At 69.5% G+C, this 23,438-nt stretch carries 23 protein-coding genes; 5 read left to right on the top strand and 18 right to left on the bottom strand.

Going from position 1 to position 23,438, the window contains the following annotated elements:
- Positions 1-7 precede the first annotated feature (7 nt).
- The 6 genes from OCL97_RS11100 to OCL97_RS11075 form a co-directional block, all read right to left on the bottom strand.
- Positions 8-1,141 (bottom strand): Re/Si-specific NAD(P)(+) transhydrogenase subunit alpha, encoded by a 1,134-nt coding sequence (locus OCL97_RS11100; RefSeq protein ID WP_377370118.1) that lies wholly within the window; start codon positions 1,139-1,141, stop codon positions 8-10.
- Positions 1,142-1,326: 185 nt separating this feature from the next.
- The gene (locus tag OCL97_RS11095) at positions 1,327-1,557 is read right to left on the bottom strand and encodes an aa3-type cytochrome c oxidase subunit IV (protein WP_377370117.1); all 231 of its coding nucleotides are present in this window, start codon (positions 1,555-1,557) and stop codon (positions 1,327-1,329) included.
- Positions 1,558-1,641: 84 nt separating this feature from the next.
- Complete coding sequence (locus tag OCL97_RS11090) at positions 1,642-2,694, bottom strand: alpha/beta fold hydrolase (RefSeq protein WP_304783633.1); 1,053 nt, start codon at positions 2,692-2,694, stop codon at positions 1,642-1,644.
- Entirely contained in the window at positions 2,694-3,170 is a 477-nt protein-coding gene (locus tag OCL97_RS11085) for a PaaI family thioesterase (RefSeq protein ID WP_377370116.1), read from the bottom strand. The genes OCL97_RS11090 and OCL97_RS11085 overlap by 1 nt, the downstream gene beginning before the upstream one ends.
- A gap of 61 nt (positions 3,171-3,231) precedes the next feature.
- The gene (locus tag OCL97_RS11080) at positions 3,232-3,630 is read right to left on the bottom strand and encodes a VOC family protein (protein ID WP_304783640.1); all 399 of its coding nucleotides are present in this window, start codon (positions 3,628-3,630) and stop codon (positions 3,232-3,234) included.
- 2 nt (positions 3,631-3,632) lie between these two features.
- The gene (locus OCL97_RS11075) at positions 3,633-5,801 is read right to left on the bottom strand and encodes a beta-glucosidase (protein ID WP_377370115.1); all 2,169 of its coding nucleotides are present in this window, start codon (positions 5,799-5,801) and stop codon (positions 3,633-3,635) included.
- A 67-nt stretch (positions 5,802-5,868) separates the two neighbouring features.
- Between OCL97_RS11075 and OCL97_RS11070 the strand changes: the two genes are divergently transcribed.
- Both OCL97_RS11070 and OCL97_RS11065 read left to right on the top strand, forming a co-directional pair.
- Positions 5,869-6,513, top strand: a complete 645-nt coding sequence (locus tag OCL97_RS11070; protein ID WP_377370114.1) for a TetR/AcrR family transcriptional regulator — start codon at positions 5,869-5,871, stop codon at positions 6,511-6,513.
- A gap of 141 nt (positions 6,514-6,654) precedes the next feature.
- On the top strand, positions 6,655-7,587 hold the full coding sequence (locus OCL97_RS11065) for a hypothetical protein (protein WP_377370113.1): 933 nt from the start codon (positions 6,655-6,657) through the stop codon (positions 7,585-7,587).
- Between the two features lie 42 nt (positions 7,588-7,629).
- Here the strand turns inward: OCL97_RS11065 and OCL97_RS11060 are convergent, their stop codons facing one another.
- From OCL97_RS11060 to OCL97_RS11050, 3 genes are all read right to left on the bottom strand, one after another.
- A complete protein-coding gene (locus OCL97_RS11060; protein WP_377370112.1) occupies positions 7,630-8,346 on the bottom strand; it encodes a phosphatase PAP2 family protein in 717 nt (238 codons plus the stop codon).
- A gap of 31 nt (positions 8,347-8,377) precedes the next feature.
- The gene (locus OCL97_RS11055; RefSeq protein ID WP_377370111.1) at positions 8,378-10,168 is read right to left on the bottom strand and encodes a M3 family oligoendopeptidase; all 1,791 of its coding nucleotides are present in this window, start codon (positions 10,166-10,168) and stop codon (positions 8,378-8,380) included.
- Between the two features lie 93 nt (positions 10,169-10,261).
- Positions 10,262-10,666 (bottom strand): GFA family protein, encoded by a 405-nt coding sequence (locus OCL97_RS11050; RefSeq protein ID WP_377370110.1) that lies wholly within the window; start codon positions 10,664-10,666, stop codon positions 10,262-10,264.
- A gap of 167 nt (positions 10,667-10,833) precedes the next feature.
- Here OCL97_RS11050 and OCL97_RS11045 point away from each other — a divergent pair, with 167 nt between their 5' ends.
- Both OCL97_RS11045 and OCL97_RS11040 read left to right on the top strand, forming a co-directional pair.
- Positions 10,834-11,319, top strand: a complete 486-nt coding sequence (locus tag OCL97_RS11045) for a MarR family winged helix-turn-helix transcriptional regulator (RefSeq protein ID WP_377370109.1) — start codon at positions 10,834-10,836, stop codon at positions 11,317-11,319.
- Positions 11,316-11,963 (top strand): glutathione S-transferase family protein, encoded by a 648-nt coding sequence (locus OCL97_RS11040; RefSeq protein WP_377370108.1) that lies wholly within the window; start codon positions 11,316-11,318, stop codon positions 11,961-11,963. Before OCL97_RS11045 ends, OCL97_RS11040 begins: the two co-directional genes overlap by 4 nt.
- Here the strand turns inward: OCL97_RS11040 and OCL97_RS11035 are convergent.
- Together OCL97_RS11035 and OCL97_RS11030 are read right to left on the bottom strand one after the other, a co-directional pair.
- Positions 11,960-12,535, bottom strand: a complete 576-nt coding sequence (locus OCL97_RS11035; protein ID WP_377370107.1) for a hypothetical protein — start codon at positions 12,533-12,535, stop codon at positions 11,960-11,962. The two genes, OCL97_RS11040 and OCL97_RS11035, sit on opposite strands and share 4 nt — an antisense overlap.
- A 149-nt stretch (positions 12,536-12,684) precedes the next feature.
- Positions 12,685-14,799: a PQQ-dependent dehydrogenase, methanol/ethanol family gene (locus OCL97_RS11030; protein WP_377370106.1), complete on the bottom strand. Its 2,115-nt coding sequence runs from the start codon at positions 14,797-14,799 to the stop codon at positions 12,685-12,687.
- 229 nt (positions 14,800-15,028) lie between these two features.
- Between OCL97_RS11030 and OCL97_RS11025 the strand changes: the two genes are divergently transcribed.
- The gene (locus OCL97_RS11025; protein ID WP_377370105.1) at positions 15,029-16,522 is read left to right on the top strand and encodes a sigma-54-dependent transcriptional regulator; all 1,494 of its coding nucleotides are present in this window, start codon (positions 15,029-15,031) and stop codon (positions 16,520-16,522) included.
- Between the two features lie 216 nt (positions 16,523-16,738).
- Here OCL97_RS11025 and OCL97_RS11020 read toward each other — a convergent pair whose 3' ends face one another.
- From OCL97_RS11020 to OCL97_RS10990, 7 genes are all read right to left on the bottom strand, one after another.
- Positions 16,739-17,110 (bottom strand): GIY-YIG nuclease family protein, encoded by a 372-nt coding sequence (locus OCL97_RS11020; RefSeq protein ID WP_377370104.1) that lies wholly within the window; start codon positions 17,108-17,110, stop codon positions 16,739-16,741.
- Positions 17,111-17,115: 5 nt separating this feature from the next.
- Positions 17,116-17,448, bottom strand: coding sequence for a hypothetical protein (locus OCL97_RS11015; protein WP_310540558.1), 333 nt, complete (start codon positions 17,446-17,448; stop codon positions 17,116-17,118).
- The gene (gene gapR / locus OCL97_RS11010) at positions 17,445-17,714 is read right to left on the bottom strand and encodes a nucleoid-associated protein GapR (protein WP_304699550.1); all 270 of its coding nucleotides are present in this window, start codon (positions 17,712-17,714) and stop codon (positions 17,445-17,447) included. The genes OCL97_RS11015 and gapR overlap by 4 nt, the downstream gene beginning before the upstream one ends.
- A 77-nt stretch (positions 17,715-17,791) precedes the next feature.
- Complete coding sequence (locus OCL97_RS11005; protein WP_377370103.1) at positions 17,792-19,000, bottom strand: efflux RND transporter periplasmic adaptor subunit; 1,209 nt, start codon at positions 18,998-19,000, stop codon at positions 17,792-17,794.
- A gap of 4 nt (positions 19,001-19,004) precedes the next feature.
- Positions 19,005-21,374 carry an ABC transporter permease gene (locus OCL97_RS11000; protein ID WP_377370102.1) on the bottom strand — a complete coding sequence of 790 codons (2,370 nt, stop codon included), beginning with the start codon at positions 21,372-21,374 and terminating at the stop codon, positions 19,005-19,007.
- Positions 21,371-22,090 carry an ABC transporter ATP-binding protein gene (locus OCL97_RS10995; RefSeq protein ID WP_305762355.1) on the bottom strand — a complete coding sequence of 240 codons (720 nt, stop codon included), beginning with the start codon at positions 22,088-22,090 and terminating at the stop codon, positions 21,371-21,373. Before OCL97_RS10995 ends, OCL97_RS11000 begins: the two co-directional genes overlap by 4 nt.
- 95 nt (positions 22,091-22,185) lie before the next feature.
- The gene (locus OCL97_RS10990) at positions 22,186-23,421 is read right to left on the bottom strand and encodes a cytochrome P450 (RefSeq protein ID WP_377370101.1); all 1,236 of its coding nucleotides are present in this window, start codon (positions 23,419-23,421) and stop codon (positions 22,186-22,188) included.
- Positions 23,422-23,438: the final 17 nt, after the last annotated feature.

Raw genomic sequence — 23,438 nt, 5'->3', positions numbered from 1 at the left:
GGGAGCTCTAGCTTTGCAGCGAGGGGTGGACGACCGCGCCGCCCTGGGTGACCAGGGCCGCCTTGAGGATCTCGTCCTCCAGGTCGGGGGCCAGCTTGCCTTCCTTGTCCAGCAACAGGCCGGCGAAGGCCAGCAGGTTGCGGGCGTAGAGGGCCGAGGCGTCGGTGGCGATGCGGCCGGGCAGGTTGGGCAGCCCAAGGATCTTCGCGCCATTGGCGGTGACCGCCACCTCGCCGAGCTTGGCGCCGACGACATTGCCGCCCTGCTCAATGGCCAAGTCCACCAGGATCGAGCCCGGACGCATGGAGGCCACCTGTTCGGCGCTCACCAGCTTGGGCGCCGGCCGGCCGGGAATCAGGGCGGTGGTGATGACGATGTCCTGCTTGGCGATGTGGCTGGAGACCAGGGCCGCCTGCTTGGCCTGGTACTCGGCGCTCATCTCCTTGGCGTAGCCGCCGGCGGTCTGGGCGTTCTTGAACTCTTCATCCTCGACGGCCAGGAACTTCGCGCCGAGGCTCTCGACCTGTTCCTTGGTGGCGGGCCGCACGTCGGTGGCGGTGACCACGGCGCCCAGGCGGCGCGCGGTGGCGATCGCCTGCAGGCCGGCGACGCCAACCCCCATCACGAAGACCTTGGCGGCGGCGACGGTGCCGGCGGCGGTCATCATCATCGGCATGGCGCGGCCATAGGCCTCGGCGGCCTCGATCACCGCGCGGTAGCCGGCGAGATTGGCCTGCGACGACAGGGCGTCCATCACCTGGGCCCGGGTGATGCGGGGGACGAACTCCATGGCGAAGCCGGTCGCGCCCTTGGCGGCGATCGCCTTCAAGGCGTCCTTGTCCATGTGCGGGTTGAGCAGAGCCACGACGATGGCGCCGGACTTGAGCGCCGCGATCTCGGCGGCCTCGGGGGCGCGGACCTTGAACAGGATGTCGGCCTTGCCGATGGCTCCCGCGGCGTCCTTGGCGATCTCGGCGCCGGCCGCCTGGTAGTCGGCGTCGGGATAGGCGGCGGCCGTGCCGGCGCCGCTCTCCACCACCACCGAGAACCCCGCGGCGATCAGCTTCTTCACCGTCTCGGGGACGGCGGCGACCCGGGTCTCGCCGGCGCGGCGTTCAGTGGTGACGGCTATGACGGCCATGCGCCGGTTTCCCCCAAGTCAGTGTTGGCCGGACCATACGGGGGGCAGGCTGAGCTTGTCCAGCGATGGACAGGGCAGATTCGAACGTTTGTTTGAATCCCGCATAAGACATCAAGCGCGCCGAGGAATCGACGCGCCCGACCGGTCTCGCAGGAAGGCGCGCGGCGGCCGCGCGCGGAGCCGGCCTAGTGGTCGGAGGCAGGCTTGTCGCGGAGGAAGAAGACGCCGAGAGCGGTCACCACCACGGCGCTGATGAAGGCGCCCAGGAACCCGGTCGGGGTGCAGAACCACAGGACCAGCAGCACCATCATGGCGGTGAGCGCCAGGGAGCCCCACTTGGTCAGGCCGTTGAACAGGTGGAACGTGGCGACCTGCTCGGAGATGTCCATCTCGCCGCGGTGATATTCGGAAGCCATGGAAGGGCGTCTCTCAGACTGGTGAGGAAATCGATGGGGCCGACCTACACCGTCGGCCGCCGGGGCTCAAGCGCGCCTTGTGTCTCAGCCGGGCCAGCGGGCCAGAAGACCCCGCAGCGCCGCGATGAGCGCCAAGGGCTGATCGACCATGATGTGGTGGGCCGAATCGGGGATGGCGATCTCCAGCATGTCCTTGGGCAGGGGCGACGGCCGGTCATCGCTGATCCGCGACTTCACCACCGATCGGTCGCCATAGATGTGCACCAGGGGCACGGTCACCTTGGGCGGACCTTCGGCGGTCATGCCCATCATCACGCTGCGGTCGAGCTTGTTCCACATGGCCGGGTCGAATCGCCAGGTCCAACCCTCGCCGCCGCCCTCGGGCAGGGGCGCGCGCTTCAGGGAGCGGCGCGCGATGAAATCGGCGATGAACAGGTTTCCAGCGACCTGGGGCGGCATGAAGCGGAAGCGGGCGAGCGCCGCTTCCTCCGTCGGATAGACCCGGGCGGCGCGGTCGCCGGTGGGGATGTTGCGCACCTGCTGTTCCTGCATGCGCTTGGCTTCCGGCGAGTCCGGCGGCGGCCCGCCGAAGCCGGTGTCCACCAGCACAGCCGCGCGCATGCGCTCGGGGTGAGCGGCCGCGGCGAAGAACACCTGGCTGCCGCCGAAGGAGTGGCCGATATAGATGGGCAGGACGCCGCCGTCATAGAGGCCCGTGGCGCGGGCGACGGCCTCGGCGTCCTCGGCGAAGTCCTGGAAGGCGTAGCTTTCACGCCAGTCCGAGGCGCCCATGCCGGCCAGCGACATCGAGGTCACCCGGTAGTCCTGGGCGAGATAGGGGGCGATGAAGCTCCACCAGTCGGCGTGGGCCGAGTTGCCGTGCACCAGCAACAGGCCGGGCTTGCCCAGCTCGCCCCAGGTCAGGGCCTCGATCTGGGTGCCCAGCGAGGTGACGAAGCTGCGCTCCGGCTCCTGGGCGATGGCGTCCAGGAACCATTCCGGCGCGTCGGGATGGCGTCCGCGGAACGGCGCCAGGGGCGCCTGGACCTGGGGCGGCAGGCTGCCGGGTTCGGAATGGATGGGACGGTCGTCGTAGCCGACGGGCGCGCCTTCCTTGATCGCCGGATCCAGAGCCATCAGGCCACCCCTCTCACTTCCCGCTCGCCCGCCTTGCGGGAGATCGAGCGGATACCCTTGTAGACGCCGGTGCCGGTGATCAGGGTGCGGTCGCCGCACCAGATCTTGCCCCGGACGGTGAAGACGTCGTCCTGTTCGGTGATGATCTCGCTGGTCCCCTCGACCCAGTCGCTCATGTGAGCGCCGGACAGGAAGTCGGTGGTCAGTCGCACCGTCACCCAACCGATCTCGCGCTTGTTGGAGATCACCCGGCCCCAGGCCATGTCGGCGAAGCTCATCAGCATGCCGCCGTGGCAGTTGTTCATGCCGTTGGCGTGGTGCTCCTCGACCCGGAACGCCATCACCTCGTCGCCGGTGGCTGCGTCGCGGCTGGAATAGAACGGACCGACCGTGCGGCCGAACCCCCGGTTCCAGAGGTTGATGACAAAACCATCGGGGACGATGGCGGTCTGGACTTCGGTCAGATCATCGGACATCGCGCAGGCAAATGAACGGGCGTTTGAAGATTGGCAAGCCCTTGATGACGCTGCGGCCGGTTCAGCGGCCCCAGGCGCCCCGGTGCAGCACCACGCGATAGCCGTCCGGGTCCTCGAAGCTGACGCCGTGCTCATCCCAATAGGGGTTGAAGGATTTGACCGGCCGGTGGCCCGCCGCCTCCAGCCGTGCGACAGCCGTCGCCCGCGCCGTCTCCTCCGGGAAATAGAAGGTCAGCAGATGGTCGGGATTGGGTGCGGGGCCCACCTTGTGCCCGTGAGCCTGGGTCAGCTCCAGGTGCCAGGGCGCGCCGGGGAAGCCCAGGATCACCCCGTCGAACCCGGCGTGACCTCGAAAGCTCGCCAGCTCCAGCAGCCCGAGCCCTTCGCGATAGAAGGCCGCCATGGCGTCCAGCTGATCGGTGGGCCGCGCGATTCGGAGAGTCAGGCCGGAAAGGCTCATGGTCAGGGCTTCATTGTGCGCGAGTTCAGGGCCGCCGTCCCATGCAGGATGGTGTCTTCCGCCGAGCTGGCGAGGCTGACACTCACCTGGCCCGCTGCGATCCGCCAGCCCGGCAGGATGGGGTCGTAATTGGCCAGCAGGCGGGCGTCGGCGGTCACGGTCACGCGGCGGGTCTCGCCGGGCTGGAGCGCCACGCGGGCCCAGCCGATCAGGCGCTGGGAAGGCTTGCCATCCGAGCCGGTCACCGTCGCATAGACCTGGGGGGTGTCGGTCCCGGCGACGCCGCCGGCGTTCTTGACGTCAAAGCTGGCGGTGATCGTCTCGCCGCCGGTCAGCTCCAGCCGCGCATATTCAAAGTGGGTGTAGCAAAGCCCGAACCCGAACGGGAACAGGGTGGCCGCCCCGGTCTTGGCGAACCAGCGATAGCCGACGTCGGCGCCCTCGGGATGCTCCACGGAGAAGCGGCCCTTGTGCTGCTGCACGTCGGGGCGGGTGGTGGGCAGGGTCGCGCCCTCCACCGGGGGCCCGAAGATCTGGCCGGGGATGTCCGGGCGCACCAGATCCTCGACCCCGCAGGGGAAGCTGATGGGCAGGCGGCCCGACGGATTGACCGCCCCAAACAGGATGTTGGCGATGGCCTCGCCGCCGCGCGTGCCGGGATACCAGGCCTCCAGCACGGCGTTGACGTCGTCCAGCCACGGCATCAGCACCGGGGTCCCGGTCTCCAGCACCACCACGGTCCTGGGGTTGGCTGCGGCGACCGCGGCGATCAGGGCGTCCTGGTCGCCCGGGAGGGACAGGCTGGGCAGGTCCTCGGCCTCCGTCGCCCACTGGTCGGCGAAGACGATGGCGATATCGGCATCCTTGGCCAGGACCGCGGCCTCGGCGTGGTCCTCGCCCGAAACGAAGGTCACGGCGGTGTTGCGGGTCAGCTCCCGGATCGCCGCCACCGGCGATGATGGATGGTAGGTGACCTTGGCGAAGGCGCCGGCAAGGCCCGCGACCTCGATCTCATGGCCCGGCCCGCTCACCGGGATCACCTGGGAGGAGCCGCCGCCGGACATCACGCCCTTGTCGGCGTGGGCCCCGATCACCGCGATCTTGCGGATGCTGGACGCCAGCGGCAGGACCCCGTCGTTCTTCAGCAGCACGGTCCCGGCCTCGGCGGCGGCCTGGGCGATCTTGGCGTTGGCGGCGTAGTCGGTCTCGCGCCGGACGGCGGGACTATCGAACACTCCCTTGTCGAACAGGCTGCGCAGGATGCGGTGGACCATGTCGGTGAGCCGCTCGAAGGGCACCTCCCCCTGCTCCACGGCCTCCTTCAGGGGCGCGCCGAAATAGACCTGCTTGTCGAGTTGCTCTCCGCTCTCCTGGTCCAGGCCAGCCATCACCGCCTTGGCCGTGGAATGGACCGCGCCCCAGTCGCTCATCACCCAGCCGCGGTAGCCCCAGTCACGCTTCAGCACCTGGTTCAGCAGGAAATCGTTCTCGCCGGCCCAGTCCCCGTTGACCTTGTTGTAGGCGCACATGACCGAACCCGGATCGCCGCGCTCGATGGCGATCTGGAAGGCCAGCAGGTCGCTCTCGCGCAGGGCGCCTTCGTCGATGCGGGCGTCCACCACGTGGCGGCAGGTCTCCTGGTCGTTCAGGGCGAAGTGCTTCAGGGTGCAGACGATGTCGTTGGACTGGGCGCCCTTGATGGCCTCGCCTGCCAGCACCCCGGCCAGCAGCGGATCCTCGCCAAGATACTCGAAATTGCGCCCGCAGCGCGGCTCGCGGGTCAGGTTGGCGCCGCCCCCCAGCAGGACGTTGAAGCCCTTGTCGCGGGCCTCCGAGCCCACCATCACCCCGGCGGCGTGGGCGAGCTCAGGGTCCCAGGTGGAGGCCAGCGAGAGCCCGGAGGGCAGGCCGGTGGCGCCGTCGCCCTTGCGCACCTGGCGCGGGTTGGCGATCCCCAGGCTGGCGTCGGTCTCGTTCAGCGGCGGGATGCCCAGGCGTTCGACGCCGGGGATATAGCCCGCGCCCATGGCCGCGTCGGCGGGGGGCGGATTGACCATCGCGGGCATCGGTCCGTGAACCAGGGAGATCATCTCATCCAGGGTCAGCTGCGCGATCAGCAGCTTGGCGCGGTTGTCCGGCGACAGGGACTTGTCCATCCAGGCCTGGGTCATGTTGATGTCCTCCCGCTTTGTTGGCGTGACCCTATTTATTTTAGTCCATTTGGGCAATAATCATCGCATGACCGTCGCCGCCACCCGTCCCCGAGGCCGCCCGGCCCGCACCGCGCGGCCGGTCGAGGAGACCCGCAGCGCGATCCTGGACGCCGCGCTGAAGCTGTTCTCCGAGCGCGGCTTCGAGGGCGCCGCCATGCGCGACATCGCGGGCCTGGCGGGCGTCGAGCACAGCCTGCTCCGCTACCACTATTCCGACAAGGCCACCCTTTGGCGCGCGGCGCTGGCCCCCCTGATCACCGACATGAACGCCCACATGGCCGGCGGCTGGCGGACCACAAGGGGCCAGCCGCCCCTGGACCGGTTCAAGGCCACCTTGCGCGACTATGTTCGCTACTGCGCCCGCCACCCGGAGCACGCCCGCATCATGGTGCAGGAGGCCATGGGGGAGTCCGACCGCGTCGCCTGGATCGCCGAGCAGATCGTCGGACCCCAACACCGCGCGTTGAGGCGCCTGCTCCGGCCGCTGATGGACCAGGGTCACCTGCCCCGCGTGCCCCTCCGCAACCTGATCTACATGCTCGCGGCCGCCGCCCAATCGCCCTTCACTCTGGCCGGCGAGGTGCGCCATGCCTATGGTATCGACATGTCGGATAAGGCCGAGATCGAGCGGCACGCGGACGCCCTGATCGCGCTGCTGATCCGGGACTAGAGCCTCACGCAGGCGCCCGAACGAGCGCGCCGGCCCCATGCCTGCCGGAATCAAGAAGATCTGTCGCCACATCATCGCCAAGTCGGCGCTGGTCCGTAGTTAAGCTTGATATTCCGTCGCGGCGTTCGGTAAACCATAGGCATGCCTGAAGACACGCACGGCGTGGACCGCCGCCGCCTGCTCTCCCGTCTCGGCGGGGATTTCCAGCTCGACGCCGCGCGGCGCGTGGCCCGCTCGATGAGCCGGGACGTCGCCACCGTCCTGGTCTTCCTCGAAATCAATCGGGCCAATGTCGCCGCCCTGACCGCCTCACGGGAGCCCATCGCCGAGCCCCATGCCGGCGTGCCCGGCCTTCCCCCCGACCATATGCGGGAGCCGGTCAGTATCTATTTGGCGGCCCGCAACCTGGGCATGCCCTACGAGACTACGCGACGGCATGTGAAGAAGCTGACCCAGGTCGGCATGTGCGAGACCGTCCCCGGCGGGGTGATCATCCCCGCCCGTGCCTTCCTCGACCCCCGCCTGATGGCCGTGGCGGCCGAGAATTGGGCTGCCACGGTCGAGTTCGTGCAGGCGGCGGGCCGGCTGGGGGTCTCCGACTCCGGCCTGCGCCAACCCGCGAGCCCCGACCAGTTCCGGCAGGTCAATCGCGCCGTGAGCGCCTATTGTCTGGAGACCGCTTGCCACATGTCCCGGGTCATGGACCTGGAACCCTTAGCGGTGCTGATCCTGCGAGCGGTCAACCTCGCCAATGTGCGGAACCTGACCCAGGACCCCGACGCCGCCCTGGCCCATGCTGGCCTAGCCGACATCCTGCCCGACGCCGAACGGCGCCCGATCAGCGTCTACGGCCTGGCGAAGTATCTGTTGCTACCCTACGAGACCGTGCGCCGCAGCCTGCTACAGCTGGAGGCCAAGGGCCTGGTGCGGCGCGACAAAGGCGGCCTGATCGTGCCCGCCGAGGTGGTGGCCCGCCCCGCCGTGGTCGCCGGCATCGCGGAACTGGTGGCCCTCACCGAGATCCTGCTGTCCGACCTCGCCGCCGCGGGCCTGGCCTACCAGCCGGATAGCTAGAGCGTTTTCTGATCCATGTGAGACGGTCGGCGGTTCGAACAGCTAGGCTCCCTCCCGGCTGACGTCGCGGCGACGCATCCACTCCAGCACGATCCAGGCGCCGAAGGCCCAGGTGGCGCCGAGACTCCAGCCGGCCAGCACATCGCTTGGCCAGTGCACGCCCAGAAAGACCCGGCTGAACCCCACCCCGACGGTGATCAGCAGAGCCAGGACATAGATCAGGATCTTTGAGTTGGGCCGCTTCTCGACGCTGGCGATCAGGGTGGCCAGGGTCAGGAACACCGCGGCCGACAGGGCCGAGTGCCCGCTGGGGAAGCTCTGGGTGTAGACGAAGCTCCCGTGCGGCACGAGGTCGGGCCGCGGGCGATCGTAGAGGGTTTTCAGCACCTCGCTCGACATCTGCGCCGCCAGCACCGTGCCGGCCAGAATCCACGCCTGCCGCCGCTTGCCGTGGAAGCTGAACAGCAGCACCGCGACGATGGTGGCGATGGTCAGGAAGGTGAAGCCGCCCAGGGCGGTGATGTCGCGCATCGCCTCCTCGACCCAGCGTGGGCCGATGGGGTCACTGAGGTCGCTCGGCTGGCGCAGCATCAGCAGCAGCTGCTGATCGACGATGTCGGTGTCGCCCTCCGTCACCTCGCTGGCCATGTTGAAGAACCCCCAGATCGCCGCCGCGCCGGCCAGCCAGATCAACAGGGCGCGGGTCTCGATCCGCTGTAAGATCGGCTTGCGGACGAGCGGCGCGTCAGGTGTTGTCATGGCTCCATGAACGCGCAGCTTCGCCGTTGGATCAGACCAGTTCCTCGAAGGCGTCCACCAGCCGTTCCATCTGGGCCATGCCGGCGGTCCAGAAGGCCTTCCCGCGAGGATTGAGGCCGAAGGGGCGCAGGGCCTCGACATAGGTCCGGGTGCCGCCGGCCGAGAGCAGGTCCTCATAGAGGGGGGCGAAGGCGGCCGGATCCTCGCGGCGCTTCTCCATCAGGCCGCGCACCAGCAGGTCCCCGAAGGCGTAGGCGTAGACATAGAAGGGCGCGTGGGCGAAGTGGCTGACATAGGCCCAATAGTGCTCGTAGCCCTTGTTGAGCTTGATGGCCGGGCCCAGGCTCTCGCCCATGGTCTCCAGCCAGATCGCGCCGATCTGCTCGGCCGAGAGCTCACCCTCAAGACGGGCCGCGTGGAACCGGGTCTCGAAGCGGTGGAAGGCGATCTGGCGCACCACGGTGTTGATGCCGTCCTCGATCTGGCCGGCCAGCAATCCCAGCCGCTCGGCCTTGGAGGCTGCGGCCAGCAGCCGCTCGAACACCAGGCCCTCACCAAAGATCGAGGCGGTTTCGGCCAGGGTCAGCGGGGTGTCGGCCAGCAAGGTGCCCAGGGGCTGGCACAGGGTCTGATGAACGGCGTGCCCCAGCTCGTGGGCCAGGGTGAGCACGTCGCGGCGCTCGCCCATATAGTTCATGAACACATAGGGGTGGCGCTCAGCGGTCACCGGGTGGCTATAGGCGCCCGACTGCTTGCCGGCCCGGGGCCGGGCGTCGATCCAGGGTCGGTCGAAGAAGGTCTTGGCGGTGTCGGCGAACTTGGGCGCCAGGTCGGCGAAGCTTTCCAGCACCATCCCTTGCGCCTGCTTCCAGTCATAGGCGCGCGGTTGGGCCGTATCGAGCGGCGCATTGCGGTCCCAGTAGTCGAGGGTCTTGCGGCCCATCAACTTGGCCTTCAGCGCATAGTAGCGGTGGCTGACCCGCGGATAGGCCTCCACCACCGCAGCCTCCAGGGCCTCGACGGCGTCGGCGTCCACCTCGTTGGCGATGTGGCGGCTGGCGGCCGGGGTCGGATACTTCCGCCAGCGGTCCTCCACCTGCTTCTCAAAGGCCAGCGTGTTCATGGAGAGCGCCAGTTCCGGCGTTCGCTCCTCCAGGGCCTTGGCGAGACCCTGGGCGGCGGCCTTGCGACGGGTCACGTCGGGGTCCGACAGGCGATTCAGCACCTCGGGCAGGCTCAGGTTCTCCTTGCCCACCTTGGCGGTCAGCCGGGCGAGGGTCTCGTCGTACAGGCGCACCCAGTTGGCCACCGCGGGCGAGCGGTCGATCAGCAGGCGTTCGAGGTCCGGCGACAGCTCGTGCGGCCGCGACAGCCGCACCCGCCGCATCCACGAGCGCCAGCGGGCGGCGGGGGGATGGGCCTTGAAGGCCATCTCGATCTCGTTGTCCTCGAGCTGGTTGAGCTCCAGGGTGAAGAACAGGCTCTCGGCGCCGATCTGCGAGGACCGGGTGCGCAGGTCACCCTCGAACTTGGCCCAGACCGGATCGTCCTTGGCCACCGAAGAGGCCAGGCCGGCATAGGCCCCCACGGCCCACAGCCCGTTCACCGCGCTCTCATAGAGCCCGATCCCATGGTCCAGCAGCTCGCCCAGGTGCAGCGGATCGCTCCGCAGCGCCACGAACCGCCCCTTCAGCTTCACGAGCTCGTCGTTGGCGGCCTTGGCGGCGGTAAGGTCGGCCTCGATCTTCGGGTCATCACGCCCGGCATAGAGGTCGGAGAGCTGCCACTCGGGCAGGGCGTCAAGTTTCACGGGCGCGTTCATGGGCAGGGTTTAGCGCGGCGCCTGAGGCGGGACTAGGGCGGACCCGGCGCCATTGTCTCCGGACCTCCTGGCGCAGCTGGATACCGGTCGCCATCACGAACGCGCCCGCACCGGATACCCCTCGAACTGCTTGGCCCCATCGCAGATCTCGTACCAGGCCGGTTTCTCGGCCACGAACTCGTGGAACCGGTTGCGGACGCCGGGGTCGCCGTCCAGGCAGTTGGCCGAGATCGGGAACGAGTCGGCCGGCGACAGGGGTTCGCCCAAGGCCGTGCCGCAGCCGCGGCAGAACGACCGGGAGAACTGATAGGGCGGGGCCGGCGCGTAGTTGGCCACCATGTCCTGCCCCTCGACCCATCGGAACGTTGCCCGGTCGACGAAGACGAAGGTGCTGATCCCCGCCTTTCGGCACCGCGTGCAATGACAGGTGGCCATCATGGTGGGCGGCGCCGCCAGTTCGAACCGCACCGCGCCGCAGCAGCAGCTTCCCGCGATCATGTCTCGTCTCCTTCAAGCCGGCGCTCCGTGGCGCCGCCCATATCTGCCACAGGCTGCTGACGCGGAGCGTCAGCATGGAGCAGGGTCGCGGTGATCAATGCCAGCCAGCCCACCACGCTCCCGCCCGGCTTGACGCATTTAGTTGATATCAACATAAGTTGACGCCAATGACCTCGACCGTCGCCCTCGACACCACCCTTCACGCCCGTGACACCTGCCTGTGCCTGCACGCGCAGCGCGCGGCGCGCGCCCTGGCGCGGCGTTTTGACGGGGCGCTTCGGCCGGTGGGGCTGACCAACGGCCAATTCTCGTTGCTCAACGCTCTCAACGGAGGCCGGCCGGCGCCGATGAGCCTGGTGGCGGCCACCCTGGGCGCCGATCGCACCACCCTCACCGCCGCCTTGAAGCCCCTGGTCCGGGAGGGTCTGGCGGAGATCAGCGTCGATCCCGAGGACCATCGCGCCCGCCGCGTGGCCCTCACCGCCGCCGGCCAGGACCGTCTCGCCGCCGCCCTGCCGCTGTGGGCCGCGGTCCATGCCGCGCTGGAAACCGAGCTGGCCGACCCCGACCGGGCGCGGCGTGACCTGCTCACCCTGTCGGCGCTCCCCGCTCCGGCCGCCCCCGCCACGACGACTGAAGGACCTGGCCGATGACCATCCAGTTCACCGCCTTCCGCTGGGCGCCGCCCTTCGCGCAAGGGTGGGTGCGCGACCTGCGCGTCCGCTGGGCCCTGGAGGAGGCGGGTCTGCCCTATGAGGTGATCCTGATCGATGGCGATACGGAGGGCTATCGCCAGTGGCAGCCCTTCGGACAGGTCCCGGCCTATCGCGACGACGAGGTGGAGATGTTTGAGTCCGGCGCCATCGTGTTGCGCCTGGCCGCCAAGTCCGAGGCCCTGGCGCCCCGGGACGAGGCGGGCCTGGCCCGGGTCAGCACCTGGATCTTCGCGGCGCTCAACTCCATCGAGCCCCAGGCCCAGAACCTTGTGCAGCTGGACGGCTTCTATGCCGGCGAGGCCTGGACGGAGGGCCGCCGCCCCTCGGCCCAGGCCAATCTCGACGCCCGCCTGACCTCGCTCAGCAAGGCGCTTGGCGACAAGGACTATCTGGAGGGCCGCTTCACCGCCGGCGACATCCTGATGGCCACGGTGCTGCGTGAACTGGAGGCGTGCGGGGCGTTGAAGACGTTCCCCAACCTCGACGCCTATCGCGCCCGCTGCCTGGCCCGCCCGGCCTTCGCCAAGGCGCTGGAGGACCAGCTCCAGACCTTCCGCGAAAACGAGCCGGCTTCCGCCTAGCGCGAGAGGCGGGTGTAGGCGGCGAGCGCCGCCGCGCGCGCCGGCGAAACTTCGGTCTCGGCGGCCGGTACGGCCTGCGAAGCGCCCGCCAGGTGGGCCTTGGCCTCGGGCGACAGGCTGACAGTGTCGGCCTTGCGCGGCTGGGCGGCGTCGAAGTCGGCCTGCAGGCGCGCTCGGTACTCGGCGGGCGAGCCGTAGGCGGGGGCGCCGGCCTCATCCACCTGCAGCCCGGCCACAATCTGCTGATCGCCCGCCGACAGGCTGTCGAAGGCGGTGAGCAGCTTGGCCTGCGGTTCCGGCGGGGCGGCATGGGGGCCGGCCCAGGCGGCCCGGGTGAAGCCGTTCAGAGTCGACTGCACTCGCTGGCCGAAGGGAGATTCGGTCAGCGCCCTGGCGAGCGCCTGGCGCTCACCGGAGGGGGCGGCGCGCCAACGGCTGGCCAGGTCCTGATAGGCGCCCAGTTGCTGGTCGAGACTCAGCGCCCCGCTGCGGTCGTGCAGCACCATGGCCGCGGCGGCGACGGTGTCTGGCAGGACGGGCTGCGGGGCCGCAAGGGTGTTGGCGATCTGCATTGAGCCCTCGCAATGCCCCGCCGGCGCTGAATGCTGCGTGAATGAACGCCCCTAAGAGGCCGTTCACCACGCGCTCAGTTGATCGACGGCAGGCTCACGGTCAGGGTCCCCACGGGGGACCGCCGCCGTGGCGATCCCCCGTGATGGGCCTACTTGGCGCCCTGGACCTTGGCCGGCTTCGCGCCGGCCTGGGCGTTGCGGGCCTCGGTCAGGACATAGGCGCGGATGTCCTCGGCGTCCTTGGGCGTCAGGAAGCGGGCGAAGCCGGCCATCCCTCGATCCTTCAGGGCGCCGTCGATGACCACCGACTTCCAGCTCTCGGCGGCCAGCAGCATCTGCGACTTCTTGAGGTCGGGCAGATAGGCGCCCGAGGCGCTGGGCCCGTGGCAGACTTGGCAGTTGTTGTGGAAGAGGGCGAAGCCCGCCTTCACATCGCCGGTCGACGTGACGCCAGTGAGCTCCAGGTTCGGGACCACCGGGATGTCGTAGGGCTTGGCCACCGCCTTGCCCCCCAGCTTGAACACCAGCAGCCGGCCGGCCAACCTCGGCCGCTCGCGCAGCACCACCGAGGCCGAGACCGGCGCCCCGCCGCCATAGCCCACCATCAGGGCCACGTATTGCTCACCGTCGATCTCATAGGTGGAGGGGGCGGCGACCACGCCGTTCTCGGTCCTGTAGCTCCATAGCTTCTTGCCGGTGGTGGCCTCATAGGCGACGAACTCACCCAGGCCGTTGCCCTGGAACACCAGGCCGCCCGCCGTCGACATCACGCCGGCGTTCCAGAAATAGGGGTGCTCCACGGTCCAGCGGGCCTTTTGCGCCACGGGGTCCCAGGCGACGAGTTGGCCTTTGAACATGGCCTTCAAACCCGCAAGTTGGGCCTTGTCGTTGGGCAGGGCGTTGGCGAGGAAGTCGCCGCCCAGGTTCCAGGCGCCCTGGCGGTGCTTGTAGTTGGGATCGTTGACATAGGCGAAGGGCAGGACCTGGGCCGGGATGTAGACTAGGCCGGTCTGCGGACTGAACGACATCGGATGCCAGTTGTGGCCGCCCAGCGGACCGGGGAACTGCAGGGACGGCGCATTCTCATAGCGCGCGCCGGGGGTTTCGATGGGCCGCCCGGTCTTGGGATCGACCCCCGTGGCCCAAGTGATCTGCACATAGGGTTTGGCCGAGAGCAGCTCGCCGGTGGCCCGGTCCAGGACATAGAAGAAGCCGTTCTTGGGCGCCTGCATCAACACCTTGCGCGGCGCGCCGGCCACGGTGATGTCAGCCAGGATGATGTGCTGGGTGGCGGTGTAGTCCCAGGTTTCGGCCGGGGTGGTCTGATAGTGCCAGACATAGGCCCCGGTTTCAGGCTTCAGGGCCAGGATCGAGGACAGGAAGATGTTGTCGCCCTTGCCGTCCGACCGCTTCACGTGGTTCCAGGGCGAACCATTGCCGACGCCGACATAGAGGATGTCGAGATCCGGATCGTAGGCCATGGAATCCCAGACCGTGCCGCCGCCGCCGGTCTTCTTCCAGCCGTCGCCGAACCAGGTGGCCGCGGCCTTCTCGGCCATCACCTTGTCGGAGGCCGCGCCATCGGGCTTGCCGTCGGGATTAGGGGTGGTGAAGAAACGCCACGCCATCTTCCCGGTGCCGGCGTCATAGGCCGACAGATAGCCGCGCACTCCGTACTCGGCGCCGCCGTTGCCGATCAGCACCTTGTCCTTGATGATCCGGGGCGCGCCGGTGATCGTATAGGGCTGGGAATTGTCGGTGGTCTGGACGCTCCACACCGGCTTGCCCGTGCCCGCGTCCAACGCGATCAGGCGGCCGTCGAGGGTCCCGAAATAGACCTTGCCCTTCCAGACCGCCACGCCGCGGTTGACCACATCACAGCAGGCGTCGAAGGCCTTGGCGCCGTCGATCTTGGGGTCGAAGGCCCACTTCTGCTCGCCGGTCTTGGCGTCAAAGGCGTAGACCTTGGACCAGGCGGTGGTGGTGTACATGACGCCATCGACCACCACCGGGGTGGCCTCCTGGCCGCGATCGGTGTCGAACTCGTGGTGCCAGGCCAGGCCGAGCGTCCCGACGTTCTTGGTGTCGATTTTGGTCAGGGGGCTGTAGCGCTGCTCGTCATAGGTCCGGCCAACGGACATCCAGTCGCCATTGCCTGACGCCGCGACCAGCCGCTTGGCGTCCAGGTCGCCCGGCTTGCCCTGTCCGCAGGCGGCGACGGCGGCGGCCAACGCCACGACGATGGCGAGCTTGGTAAGCTTCATGATGTCCTCCCGACCGTGTCTTCCGGCCCTAGCGCTACTATGCGCGCAGGCGCCGAGGCCGCAACCTGTGACGTGACGTCAGACCCCGTTAGCCCGCGGCTCCGGAAGCGCGCCGTTAACGTCCGACTCAGGACTCCGAAACCCGTCCTTTACCCAAGGCCTGTATCAATCCGGGTCAACAAGAGGCCTCGTCCATGTGGCGGCGCCCGGTTCTGGTGGGTGTTTTCAAATGACCAAGACGGTCCTTGTCGTCGACGATGATCCGACGCAGCGCAGGCTGATCCAGGCGGTGCTGGAGCGCGAGGGCTTTGTCGCGGTCCACGCCGAGAACGGCGACCAGGCGATCGCCCGCCTGCAGTCGGGCGCGGCGACCGACCTGGTGCTGCTGGACCTGGTGATGCCCGGCATCACCGGCCAGGACACGCTGAAGGAGATGCGGGCCCGGGGTCACCACCAGCCGGTCATCGTCATCACCGCGACCGGCGGCATCGACACCGTGGTGGCCGCCATGCAGGCCGGCGCGTGCGACTTCTTCGTCAAGCCGGCCTCGCCCGAACGGATCATCGTCTCGATCCGCAACGCCCTGAACCTGGGGTCGCTGAAGAGCGAGGTGGAGCGGCTGAAGAAGCACGCCACCGGCCGCGCCAGCTTCGCCGACATGGTGGGCGACTCGCCCGCCATGACCATGGTCAAGCGCCTGGGCGAGCGGGCGGCCAAGTCCTCCATCCCCATCCTGATCACCGGCGAGAGCGGGGTCGGCAAGGAAGTGATCGCGCGCGCCGTGCACGGGTCATCCGACCGCGCCGGCAAGCCCTTCGTGGCGGTGAACTGCGGAGCCATCCCGGAGAACCTGATCGAGAGCATCCTGTTCGGTCACGAGAAGGGCAGCTTCACCGGCGCGACCGACAAGCACCTGGGCAAGTTCCAGGAGGCCAATGGCGGCACCCTGTTCCTGGACGAGGTGGGCGAGCTGCCCCTCGACATGCAGGTCAAGCTGCTGCGCGTGCTGCAGGAGGGCGAGGTGGACGCCATCGGCTCCAAGCGCTCCCTGAAGGTCGACGTCCGTATCGTCTCGGCCACCAACCGCGATCCCGCCCAGGCGGTGAAAGACGGCCAGTTCCGCGAGGACCTGTTCTATCGCCTGAACGTCTTCCCAATCGAGGCCCCGGCCCTGCGCGAACGGCGCGAGGACATCCCGGCCCTGGTGGAGCACTTCATCCGCCGCTTCAACATCGAAGAGGGCAAGTCGGTCACCGGCGCCTCGGCCGAGACCCTGGCCTTCCTCACGGCCTTCGACTGGCCGGGCAATGTCCGCCAGCTGGAGAACGCCGTCTATCGCGCCATCGTCCTGGCCGACTCCCCCTATCTGCAGCCCTACGACTTCCCGGCGATCTCGGGCGTCGCGGCCCCGCCGCCCGAGGCGGTGTCGCCGACCTCGCTGATGGCCGCCCCGCCGGTGCTGCCCACCGCCCAGCAACTGATGGCCGAGATGCCGACGGACGCGCCGGTGCGTATTCTCGACGGCCGCGGCCACCTGCGCACCCTGGAGGAGATCGAGCGCGACCTCATCCAGCTGGCCATCGAGATCTATGCCGGCCACATGAGCGAGGTCGCGCGCCGCCTCGGCATCGGTCGCTCCACCCTCTATCGCAAGGTGCGCGAGCAGGGCCTGGAGGGGATCCTGGAGAAGGGCGAGGGCGACGACGCCACCGCGGCGGCGTGACGAGCGGCGCGGCCTTGGTGCCCTAGACTCCTTCTTCTCTTGCGGGAGAAGGACGTCCTACTCCGGCAGCGCCGGTGTCTTGGGAGCGGCAGGCATGGCTGAGCCCCACATGACGTGGAACCAGAGGGAAAGCGCGAAGGGCAAAGGCATGGCGGGAACTCCTGTCACCCTTCCCTACGCATTCCGCGCGCCTGAGGTTCCCCGACCCGCGTTCGGCTAGTGGCCGCCCTCAACCCAGGGCAGGCCGGCGTTGCGGAAGGCCTCGGCCAGGGCGGCTTCCAGTTCGATGGCCTCCCAGCGCCGCAGGGGATTGAGGTGCGCCACCACCTCGGGGAGCAGACGCACGCCGAAGCGGTTCACATGGCGGCTCGCCTTGTATCCGGTCTTGTGCTGGTCGAACCGGAGGTCGGGATCGCGCGAGGTCTCGCCCACATAGAAGCCCCACGGCGGGGTGCGACGGCGATCCTCCAGCAGCACGATGTAGAGGGCGTGTCCGGCGCGCCTCTGCCGGTGGGTGACGGCCTTCAGGGTCAAGGCCGCCCGTCGGGCCCGGGCCACCAGGGCCGGGAGGGAGTCTTCATCGATCACGGAGGTCAGTCGCCCTCGGGCTCGGGCTTGGCAGGACCCCGGCGCTTGAAGCCGCCGCCACGCTTAGGTGGGAAGCGCGGCTCGCCCTTGGCCTTGGCGACGATCTCCTTCAGCTTGATGTGCTGCATCATCGAGAAGGCCTCACCCGCGCCGCCCTTCTCGGGATCGGCGAAGGCGCGGCCATAGGTCTTCACCCGCTCGGTGACGGAGTCGAGGAATTCGCCCTCCCAGTCGGAGAGCTTGACGCCCGCCTTGTCGGCCGTGCGCTGGGCGCGCCTCAGGGCGTTCAGCGCGGCCCGCTGGGCCTGCGCCTTCCGGTCTGGTGGGCCGCGCTTCAAATCACTCCGAGCGCGGAGAGGTAGAGATCCAGGATCGCATCTTCTTCCTGGCGCTTGGCGGCGTCCTGCTTGCGGATGCGGATCACCTTGCGCAGGATCTTGACGTCGAAGCCGTTGCCCTTGGCCTCGGCGAAGACCTCCTTGATCTGCTCGGCGATCTCCGACTTCTCCTGTTCGAGGCGCTCGATGCGCTCGATGATGCTCTTCAGCTGGCCCTGGGCCGTCTGGTTCAGGATGTCGGCGTGGGCGGTGGCGTCGTCGGCCATGGGAACTCGCGGGTCGGAGGCTGGAAAGCGGCGGACACTAGCCTCGCGCCGGGCCGCTGTCATCCAGCTCTGAGCCGTCAGTCCGCCGTCCTCGCCCGCGCTCTGACCCGCGCGCCGTCGCGGACCTTGTCAGAGGGGAAGACCACCAGCCGGTCGCCCCCCTTCAGCCCCGACAGCACCTCGGCCTCCTGGTCGGCGAGGGCGCCGACCGTGATGGGGATCAGCCGCGCCCGCCCGGCCTCGATCCGGTAAACCGCCCAGCGCCCGTCGGCGCGCACCAGGGCGCCGACGGGCGCCTTCAGGGCGTGGGGCGATCGGCGCAGGATCACCCGGCCCCAGACGCGGTAGCCCGGCCCCAGACGCGCCCAGGTCGCCGGCGGGCCGGTGAGTTGCAACAGCACCCGCACCCTCTGCTCCTCGACCCCCAGGGCCGAGGTCTTGGTGAAGGCCTGGGGCTCCACCCGGCGCACCACCGCCGGCAGGGTTCCGGGGCCGCCCCAGTCATAGATCTCGGCGCCCATGCCCTCGGCGATCCGCACCGCGTCCTGGGACAGGAACTCGATAGCCGCCTCCAGGCCGGCCTGGTCGCTGACCTCCAGCAAGGGCGCGCCCATGGCCAGCGGCGCGGCGCTCTCCTGCAGCACACGGGTGACATAACCCGACGCTGGCGAGGTCACTGTCACCGCCTGGCCGCCGGCGGCGTCGGGGCCCAGCAGGGCGCCGCGGGCCACCGCCAGTTCCGATCGCCGGACCGCCAATTGGGCGGCGGCGGCCCGCACTGCGGCGCGACCGGCGCGGCTCTGGGCCTCGGCCGACTCCAGGGCCTGGCGGGCGGCGAAGCCTTTCTCGGCCAGGACCCGGACCCGGGCGAGGTCGCCATCGGCCTTGCGCGCCTCGGCCGCCAGCTGCTCTTGCTGAGCCTGGGCGGCGCCAACCGCGGCCTGGGCCGCCGTCGCGGCCGCCTCGGCCTGGGTTCGGGCGCGAGGGTCCATCAGATCGGCGCTGGCGGGGCGTATCCGGGCCACCACAGTCGTGCCCGCCACGACCGGGTCCCCGACATGCAGCTCAACCCGTTCGAGCCGGCCGGAAACCGGGGCGGCCACCAGATAGGCTTCCCGCACCCGGGCCAAGCCCTGGTCGGCGACGCTCAGGGCGATGGGGCCCACGGTTGCGGCGCCGACCTCCACCGGCACGGGGCGTGGGACCAGCAGCAGGGCCAGGGCGCCCGCGGCCACGGCCGCCGCCGCGCCCGCCAGCGCCCATCTCACCCACTTGATGTCGGCCATGGCCCTACTCCCTGGTCTTGAGAACGCTCACGAGGTCGAGCCCCCAGATGCGGCGCACCACCAGCGCCCCGCCCAGCAGCACGGCGCTCAGATAGGCTGCGATGGCCAGGCCATAGCTCTGAGCGGTGATCACCGCCGGCAGCCGCAGCTCGTCGCGCGAATAGGCGGCCACCAGACCATGGGCCAGGGCCTGCCCCCCCAGCACTCCGAGCGGAACCGCCGCCAGGGCCAGGATCACCAGCTCGCCGGCCAGGATATAGGCGCACTCCCCATGGCCGAAGCCCAGGACATGCAGGGTGGCCAGGTCCCGCGACCGCTCCGATAGCGAGATGCGGGTGACGTTGTAGGCCACCCCGAAGGCGATCGCGGCGGCGAAGCCGACATAGAAGATCAGGGTCACGCGGAAGGCTTCGGCCATGGCCTGGCGCCAGGCGGCCACCGTCTCGTCGCGGGAGGAGGCGCCGACGATGCCAGGCCTGGCCTCCACGGCGCGGTAGAAGGCCGGCCGTGCGTCGGACGCCACCAGCAGCTCGGCGCGGTTGGCCAGGTCGCCCTCGCCCATCAGCCGGTTCAGGGCGCGACGGTCCAGATAGGCGGCGAAGCCCGTATAGTCGCGGGCAAGGGCGTTAATGGTCATCAGGGCGCTCGGCCTGCGTCCGTCCAGCACCTCTACCCAGACCCGGTCGCCGGCCTGCAGGCCGAGGCGTCCCGCCAGCGCTTCGCTCACCACCAGGCCGTCCCCCTTGAACGCGATGGGCTGGTCGCGGGCGTCCAGGGGCTGCTGCAGGCGCGCGTCGGAGTCCAGGCCCACCAGGCGGGTGGTCTCCTCGCGCCCGGCGGCCTTCAGGCGTGCGGCCACCACACGCACGGGCTCGGCCGCCGTCACCCCGGGCAGGCGTCCGATCTCGATGACGGCGGCGATCCCGCGCGCCTCGGCCAGGCCGACCGACTCCGTCCAGCGCTGGGTGCGGAAATAGGCCTGGTCCACAACCTGGTCGATGCTGTCGAACAAGAACTGGGTCCCCACCAGCAGGGACAGGCTGGAGGCCAAGCCCAGGGCGGCGAGGGCGCCCCGCATCGGGAACCGCTCCAGGTGGCGCACCACCATCCGGGTGGCCTGGTCGACCCCAGCGCCCCGCACCAGGCGGTCCAGCAGGCCGGCGCGATAGGCGGCGGGCCGCGGCGGCGACATGGCCACCGCCGGCGACAGCGCCGCGGCGCGGCGCACGGCCATCAACGACCCGGCCAGGGCCGCCCCGACAGCCACCGCCGAGGCGCCGGCGAAGGCCGGCCAATGGAAGGTCACATCCAGGACCGGAAAACGGAAATAGTCCCGATAGACGTCGACGATCGCCGCCCCCAGGGCGCCGCCCAGCAGCCCTCCCGCCACGGCGCCGGTCAGGCCGATCGCGCCCGCCAGCTTCAGATAGGGTGAGGCCGCCTCCAGATCGCTGTAGCCGAAAGCCTTGAGCAGGCCGATCTGCTCGCGCTCGGCCTCCACCAGCCGGGTGACCACCAGATGCACCAGGGCCGCGGCGATCAGCAGGAAGATCGGCGGCAGGATGGTGGCCGAGGTAGACAGCTCCTTGAGCTCGGCATCCAGGAACGCGTGGGAGGGCTGGTCGGCCCGGGCGTAGGCCGCCCGGCCGCCATAGGGCGCCAGGAGACGATCGACGTCCCGCAACACACCGGCGACCGCGACCCCGGGCGCGAGGCGGAGGGCCGCGGTGTTGAAGGCCCCAGACATGCCGGCCACCCGCTCCACCGCGGGCCGCGGCGCCCACAGCACACCCTGGTGAGCGTCATCGGGCATGAAGGATTCCGGGGCCGGGACATAGACGTACTCGGGCGACAGGGCCGCTCCGACGATCTTGAAATCGAAGGTCCGCCCGCCGATCACCGCGCTCAGCTTCTGCCCCAGATGAAGGTGGGCGGCGGTCATGAAGGTCTTCAGGGCCACGGCCTCGTCGGTGCGCGCGGGGTCCGGGAGCCGCCCCTCGACCAGCACGATCCCATTGAGCGCCGCCCGCTCGTCCTGCGGCAGGGCGATCAGCCGGGCGGTCGCCGGCCGCGCCAGGCCGGGCACATCCATCAGCCCCACCTCGGCGATCCGCACGTCGAGCGCGCTCACACCCTCGATGGCCGCAAGATCCCGCGCCAGGGACAGCGGGGCGTGCTTGGCCTGGGCGAAGGCGTCGGCGAAGCGGGTCTCTTCGTAGAACGCGGCCTGGGCCGTCGCCAGAGCCCGCTGGGCGGAGAAGGACATCACCGCCACCGAGACCCCGCAGGCGATCAGCAGGGCGATGGCCATCACCTGCCACTTCATGCGCCACAGGTCGCGCAGCACCTTGCGATCCAGGGGGGCGAGCCTCACCAGGCCATCTCCCTCGGCGCCGTCTTGCGGGGGTTGGCCGCCACCTCGGTGATCTGGCCGTCGCGGAAGCGGATGACGCGGTCGGCCATCGCCCCGATGGAGGTGTTGTGGGAGACGATCATAGTGGTCGCCCCCACCGCGGCGGTGACCTCGGCGATGGCCTCCAGGACGCGGACCCCGCTCTCGCTGTCCAGCGATCCGGTGGGTTCGTCGCAGAATAGCAGTTCGGGTCGCTTGGCGATGGCGCGCGCCACGGCCACCCTCTGCTGCTCGCCGCCGGAGAGCTGGGCGGGGAAGTGATCCAGTCGTTCCGCCAGGCCGACACGGGCCAAGGCCTCCTCCGGCGGCATGGGATCGCGGGAGATTTCGGTGATGAGGGCCACATTCTCCCGCGCCGTCAGGCTGGGAACCAGGTTGAAGAACTGGAAAATGAAGCCGACGCTCGCCCGTCGGTACCGGGTCAGTTCCCGGTCGCTGGCGGTGGTCAGCTCCAGGTCATGGAAACGCGCCGATCCCGAACTCGCCCGGTCGAGCCCGCCAAGGATGTTGAGCAGGGTCGACTTCCCCGAGCCCGACGGGCCCAGCAGCACCAGGGTCTCGCCCTTGGCGATCTGCAGGTCGACGCCGCGCAGGGCGTGCACCTCCCCGGCCTCTGTCCTGTAGACCTTGGACAGACCGCGGATGTCGAAGGCCGGCGTCGTGTGGGAAGAGTCCATGTTCGGCCCCGGGCGCCTCCGCCGCGAATTGGCCTCAACCCTGGCCGGCCTGGCCCTGGTCGGCCTTGATCGGGGTCAACGCTGGGTTGGCGCGCCTAGGTCAGCACCTCGAGGCGCTCCATGCCCCGGAAGAAGGGTAGCCTGCGCCACGCCGGCGTCTCGTCCGGATGGGCCAGCTTCAGGTTCGGGAAGCGGTCGAACAGCATGACCAGGGCGACCTGGGCCTCAAGCCGCGCCAGGGGCGCGCCGATGCAGATATGGGCGCCGCCGCCGAAGGCCACGTGGGGCTTGTGCTTGCGGGTCACGTCGAAGCGGTGCGGGTCCTCGTAGACCTCCGGATCTCGGTTGGCGGCGCGCAGGGAGACGGTCATGGCTTGGCCGGCCTTCACCGGACAGCCGCCCACCTCCATGTCCGAAGACGCGATCCGGCCGGTGATGTCCACCGGCGGCTCGTAGCGCAGCACCTCCTCCACCAGACCGTTGATGATCTTGCGATCGGCCTTCAGCTTGGCCAGCTCCGCAGGGTTCAACAGCAGCAGGCGTACGGCGTTGCCGATCAGATCGGTGGTGGTGAGATTGCCGCCGATCAGCAGGGCGGTCAGGTTGATCCGCAGCTCGTCGTCGCTGAGGTCCGCGCCCGCCGCCTGCAGCCCCACCATGTCGCTGATCAGGTCGTCCCGGGGCGCGCGGCGCCGGGCGGCGATCGTCTTGGTGAAATAGTCCGACAGCGCCGCGCTGGCGGTCTCCATGACGGCGGTCTGCTCGGGCGTGCGGAACGGGTTGAGGCCCTGGATACTGCCCTCCGACCAGTCGCGGAACTCCGCCAGCCGGTCGTGGTCGACCCCCAGGATGGAGGCGATGGCGTCGATAGGGATCGGCACGCAGAAGCGAGCCATCAGGTCCAGGCTCGCGGCGCCCGCCATACCGTCCAGGGCCTCGCCGACGATGCGCTCCACCTCCGGCCGGAAGCGGGCCACTCGGGCGTAGAGGGCCTGTGCCAGGGGCTGGCGGATACGGGCGTGGTCGGGATCGTCCAGGGTCAGGATGCTGGCCTGGCTGGTGCGCGGCAGGCTGGGGTCATAGTTCTGCGTCTGCTGCCGCTGGAACAGCGCCGCGGGCTCCGCCCGCAGGGGATCGCGCCACAGCTCCCGGTCCGACACGATGGCGCGCACGTCGCCATAGCGGCTGATCACGAAGTTTCCGGACACCGGGTCGCGGTGCACCGGACATCGGGCACGCAGGTCGTCCAGCACCAGGTGGGGGTCGGCACGGTAGGTCTCGTTGAGCGGCGTCAGGTCGATCATCGAGGGGAGAGGCTGGGGGGAGGTCATCGCCACGGTCCTTCAGT

This window comes from Phenylobacterium ferrooxidans, assembly GCF_042714595.1.
Classification (GTDB): Bacteria; Pseudomonadota; Alphaproteobacteria; order Caulobacterales; family Caulobacteraceae; genus Phenylobacterium; species Phenylobacterium ferrooxidans.
Note: the sequence above shows the minus strand (reverse complement) of the source record. Positions and strands in the feature narration are given on the sequence as shown.

Bases quoted from the DNA above. Each gene is read 5' to 3' on its own strand.
- OCL97_RS11100 (WP_377370118.1), bottom strand. From the start codon at position 1,141: ATGGCCGTCATAGCCGTCACCACTGAACGCCGCGCCGGCGAGACCCGG.
- OCL97_RS11095 (WP_377370117.1), bottom strand. From the start codon at position 1,557: ATGGCTTCCGAATATCACCGCGGCGAGATGGACATCTCCGAGCAGGTC.
- OCL97_RS11090 (WP_304783633.1), bottom strand. From the start codon at position 2,694: ATGGCTCTGGATCCGGCGATCAAGGAAGGCGCGCCCGTCGGCTACGAC.
- OCL97_RS11085 (WP_377370116.1), bottom strand. From the start codon at position 3,170: ATGTCCGATGATCTGACCGAAGTCCAGACCGCCATCGTCCCCGATGGT.
- OCL97_RS11080 (WP_304783640.1), bottom strand. From the start codon at position 3,630: ATGAGCCTTTCCGGCCTGACTCTCCGAATCGCGCGGCCCACCGATCAG.
- OCL97_RS11075 (WP_377370115.1), bottom strand. From the start codon at position 5,801: ATGACCCAGGCCTGGATGGACAAGTCCCTGTCGCCGGACAACCGCGCC.
- OCL97_RS11070 (WP_377370114.1), top strand. From the start codon at position 5,869: ATGACCGTCGCCGCCACCCGTCCCCGAGGCCGCCCGGCCCGCACCGCG.
- OCL97_RS11065 (WP_377370113.1), top strand. From the start codon at position 6,655: ATGCCTGAAGACACGCACGGCGTGGACCGCCGCCGCCTGCTCTCCCGT.
- OCL97_RS11060 (WP_377370112.1), bottom strand. From the start codon at position 8,346: ATGACAACACCTGACGCGCCGCTCGTCCGCAAGCCGATCTTACAGCGG.
- OCL97_RS11055 (WP_377370111.1), bottom strand. From the start codon at position 10,168: ATGAACGCGCCCGTGAAACTTGACGCCCTGCCCGAGTGGCAGCTCTCC.
- OCL97_RS11050 (WP_377370110.1), bottom strand. From the start codon at position 10,666: ATGATCGCGGGAAGCTGCTGCTGCGGCGCGGTGCGGTTCGAACTGGCG.
- OCL97_RS11045 (WP_377370109.1), top strand. From the start codon at position 10,834: ATGACCTCGACCGTCGCCCTCGACACCACCCTTCACGCCCGTGACACC.
- OCL97_RS11040 (WP_377370108.1), top strand. From the start codon at position 11,316: ATGACCATCCAGTTCACCGCCTTCCGCTGGGCGCCGCCCTTCGCGCAA.
- OCL97_RS11035 (WP_377370107.1), bottom strand. From the start codon at position 12,535: ATGCAGATCGCCAACACCCTTGCGGCCCCGCAGCCCGTCCTGCCAGAC.
- OCL97_RS11030 (WP_377370106.1), bottom strand. From the start codon at position 14,799: ATGAAGCTTACCAAGCTCGCCATCGTCGTGGCGTTGGCCGCCGCCGTC.
- OCL97_RS11025 (WP_377370105.1), top strand. From the start codon at position 15,029: ATGACCAAGACGGTCCTTGTCGTCGACGATGATCCGACGCAGCGCAGG.
- gapR (WP_304699550.1), bottom strand. From the start codon at position 17,714: ATGGCCGACGACGCCACCGCCCACGCCGACATCCTGAACCAGACGGCC.
- OCL97_RS11005 (WP_377370103.1), bottom strand. From the start codon at position 19,000: ATGGCCGACATCAAGTGGGTGAGATGGGCGCTGGCGGGCGCGGCGGCG.
- OCL97_RS10995 (WP_305762355.1), bottom strand. From the start codon at position 22,090: ATGGACTCTTCCCACACGACGCCGGCCTTCGACATCCGCGGTCTGTCC.
- OCL97_RS10990 (WP_377370101.1), bottom strand. From the start codon at position 23,421: ATGACCTCCCCCCAGCCTCTCCCCTCGATGATCGACCTGACGCCGCTC.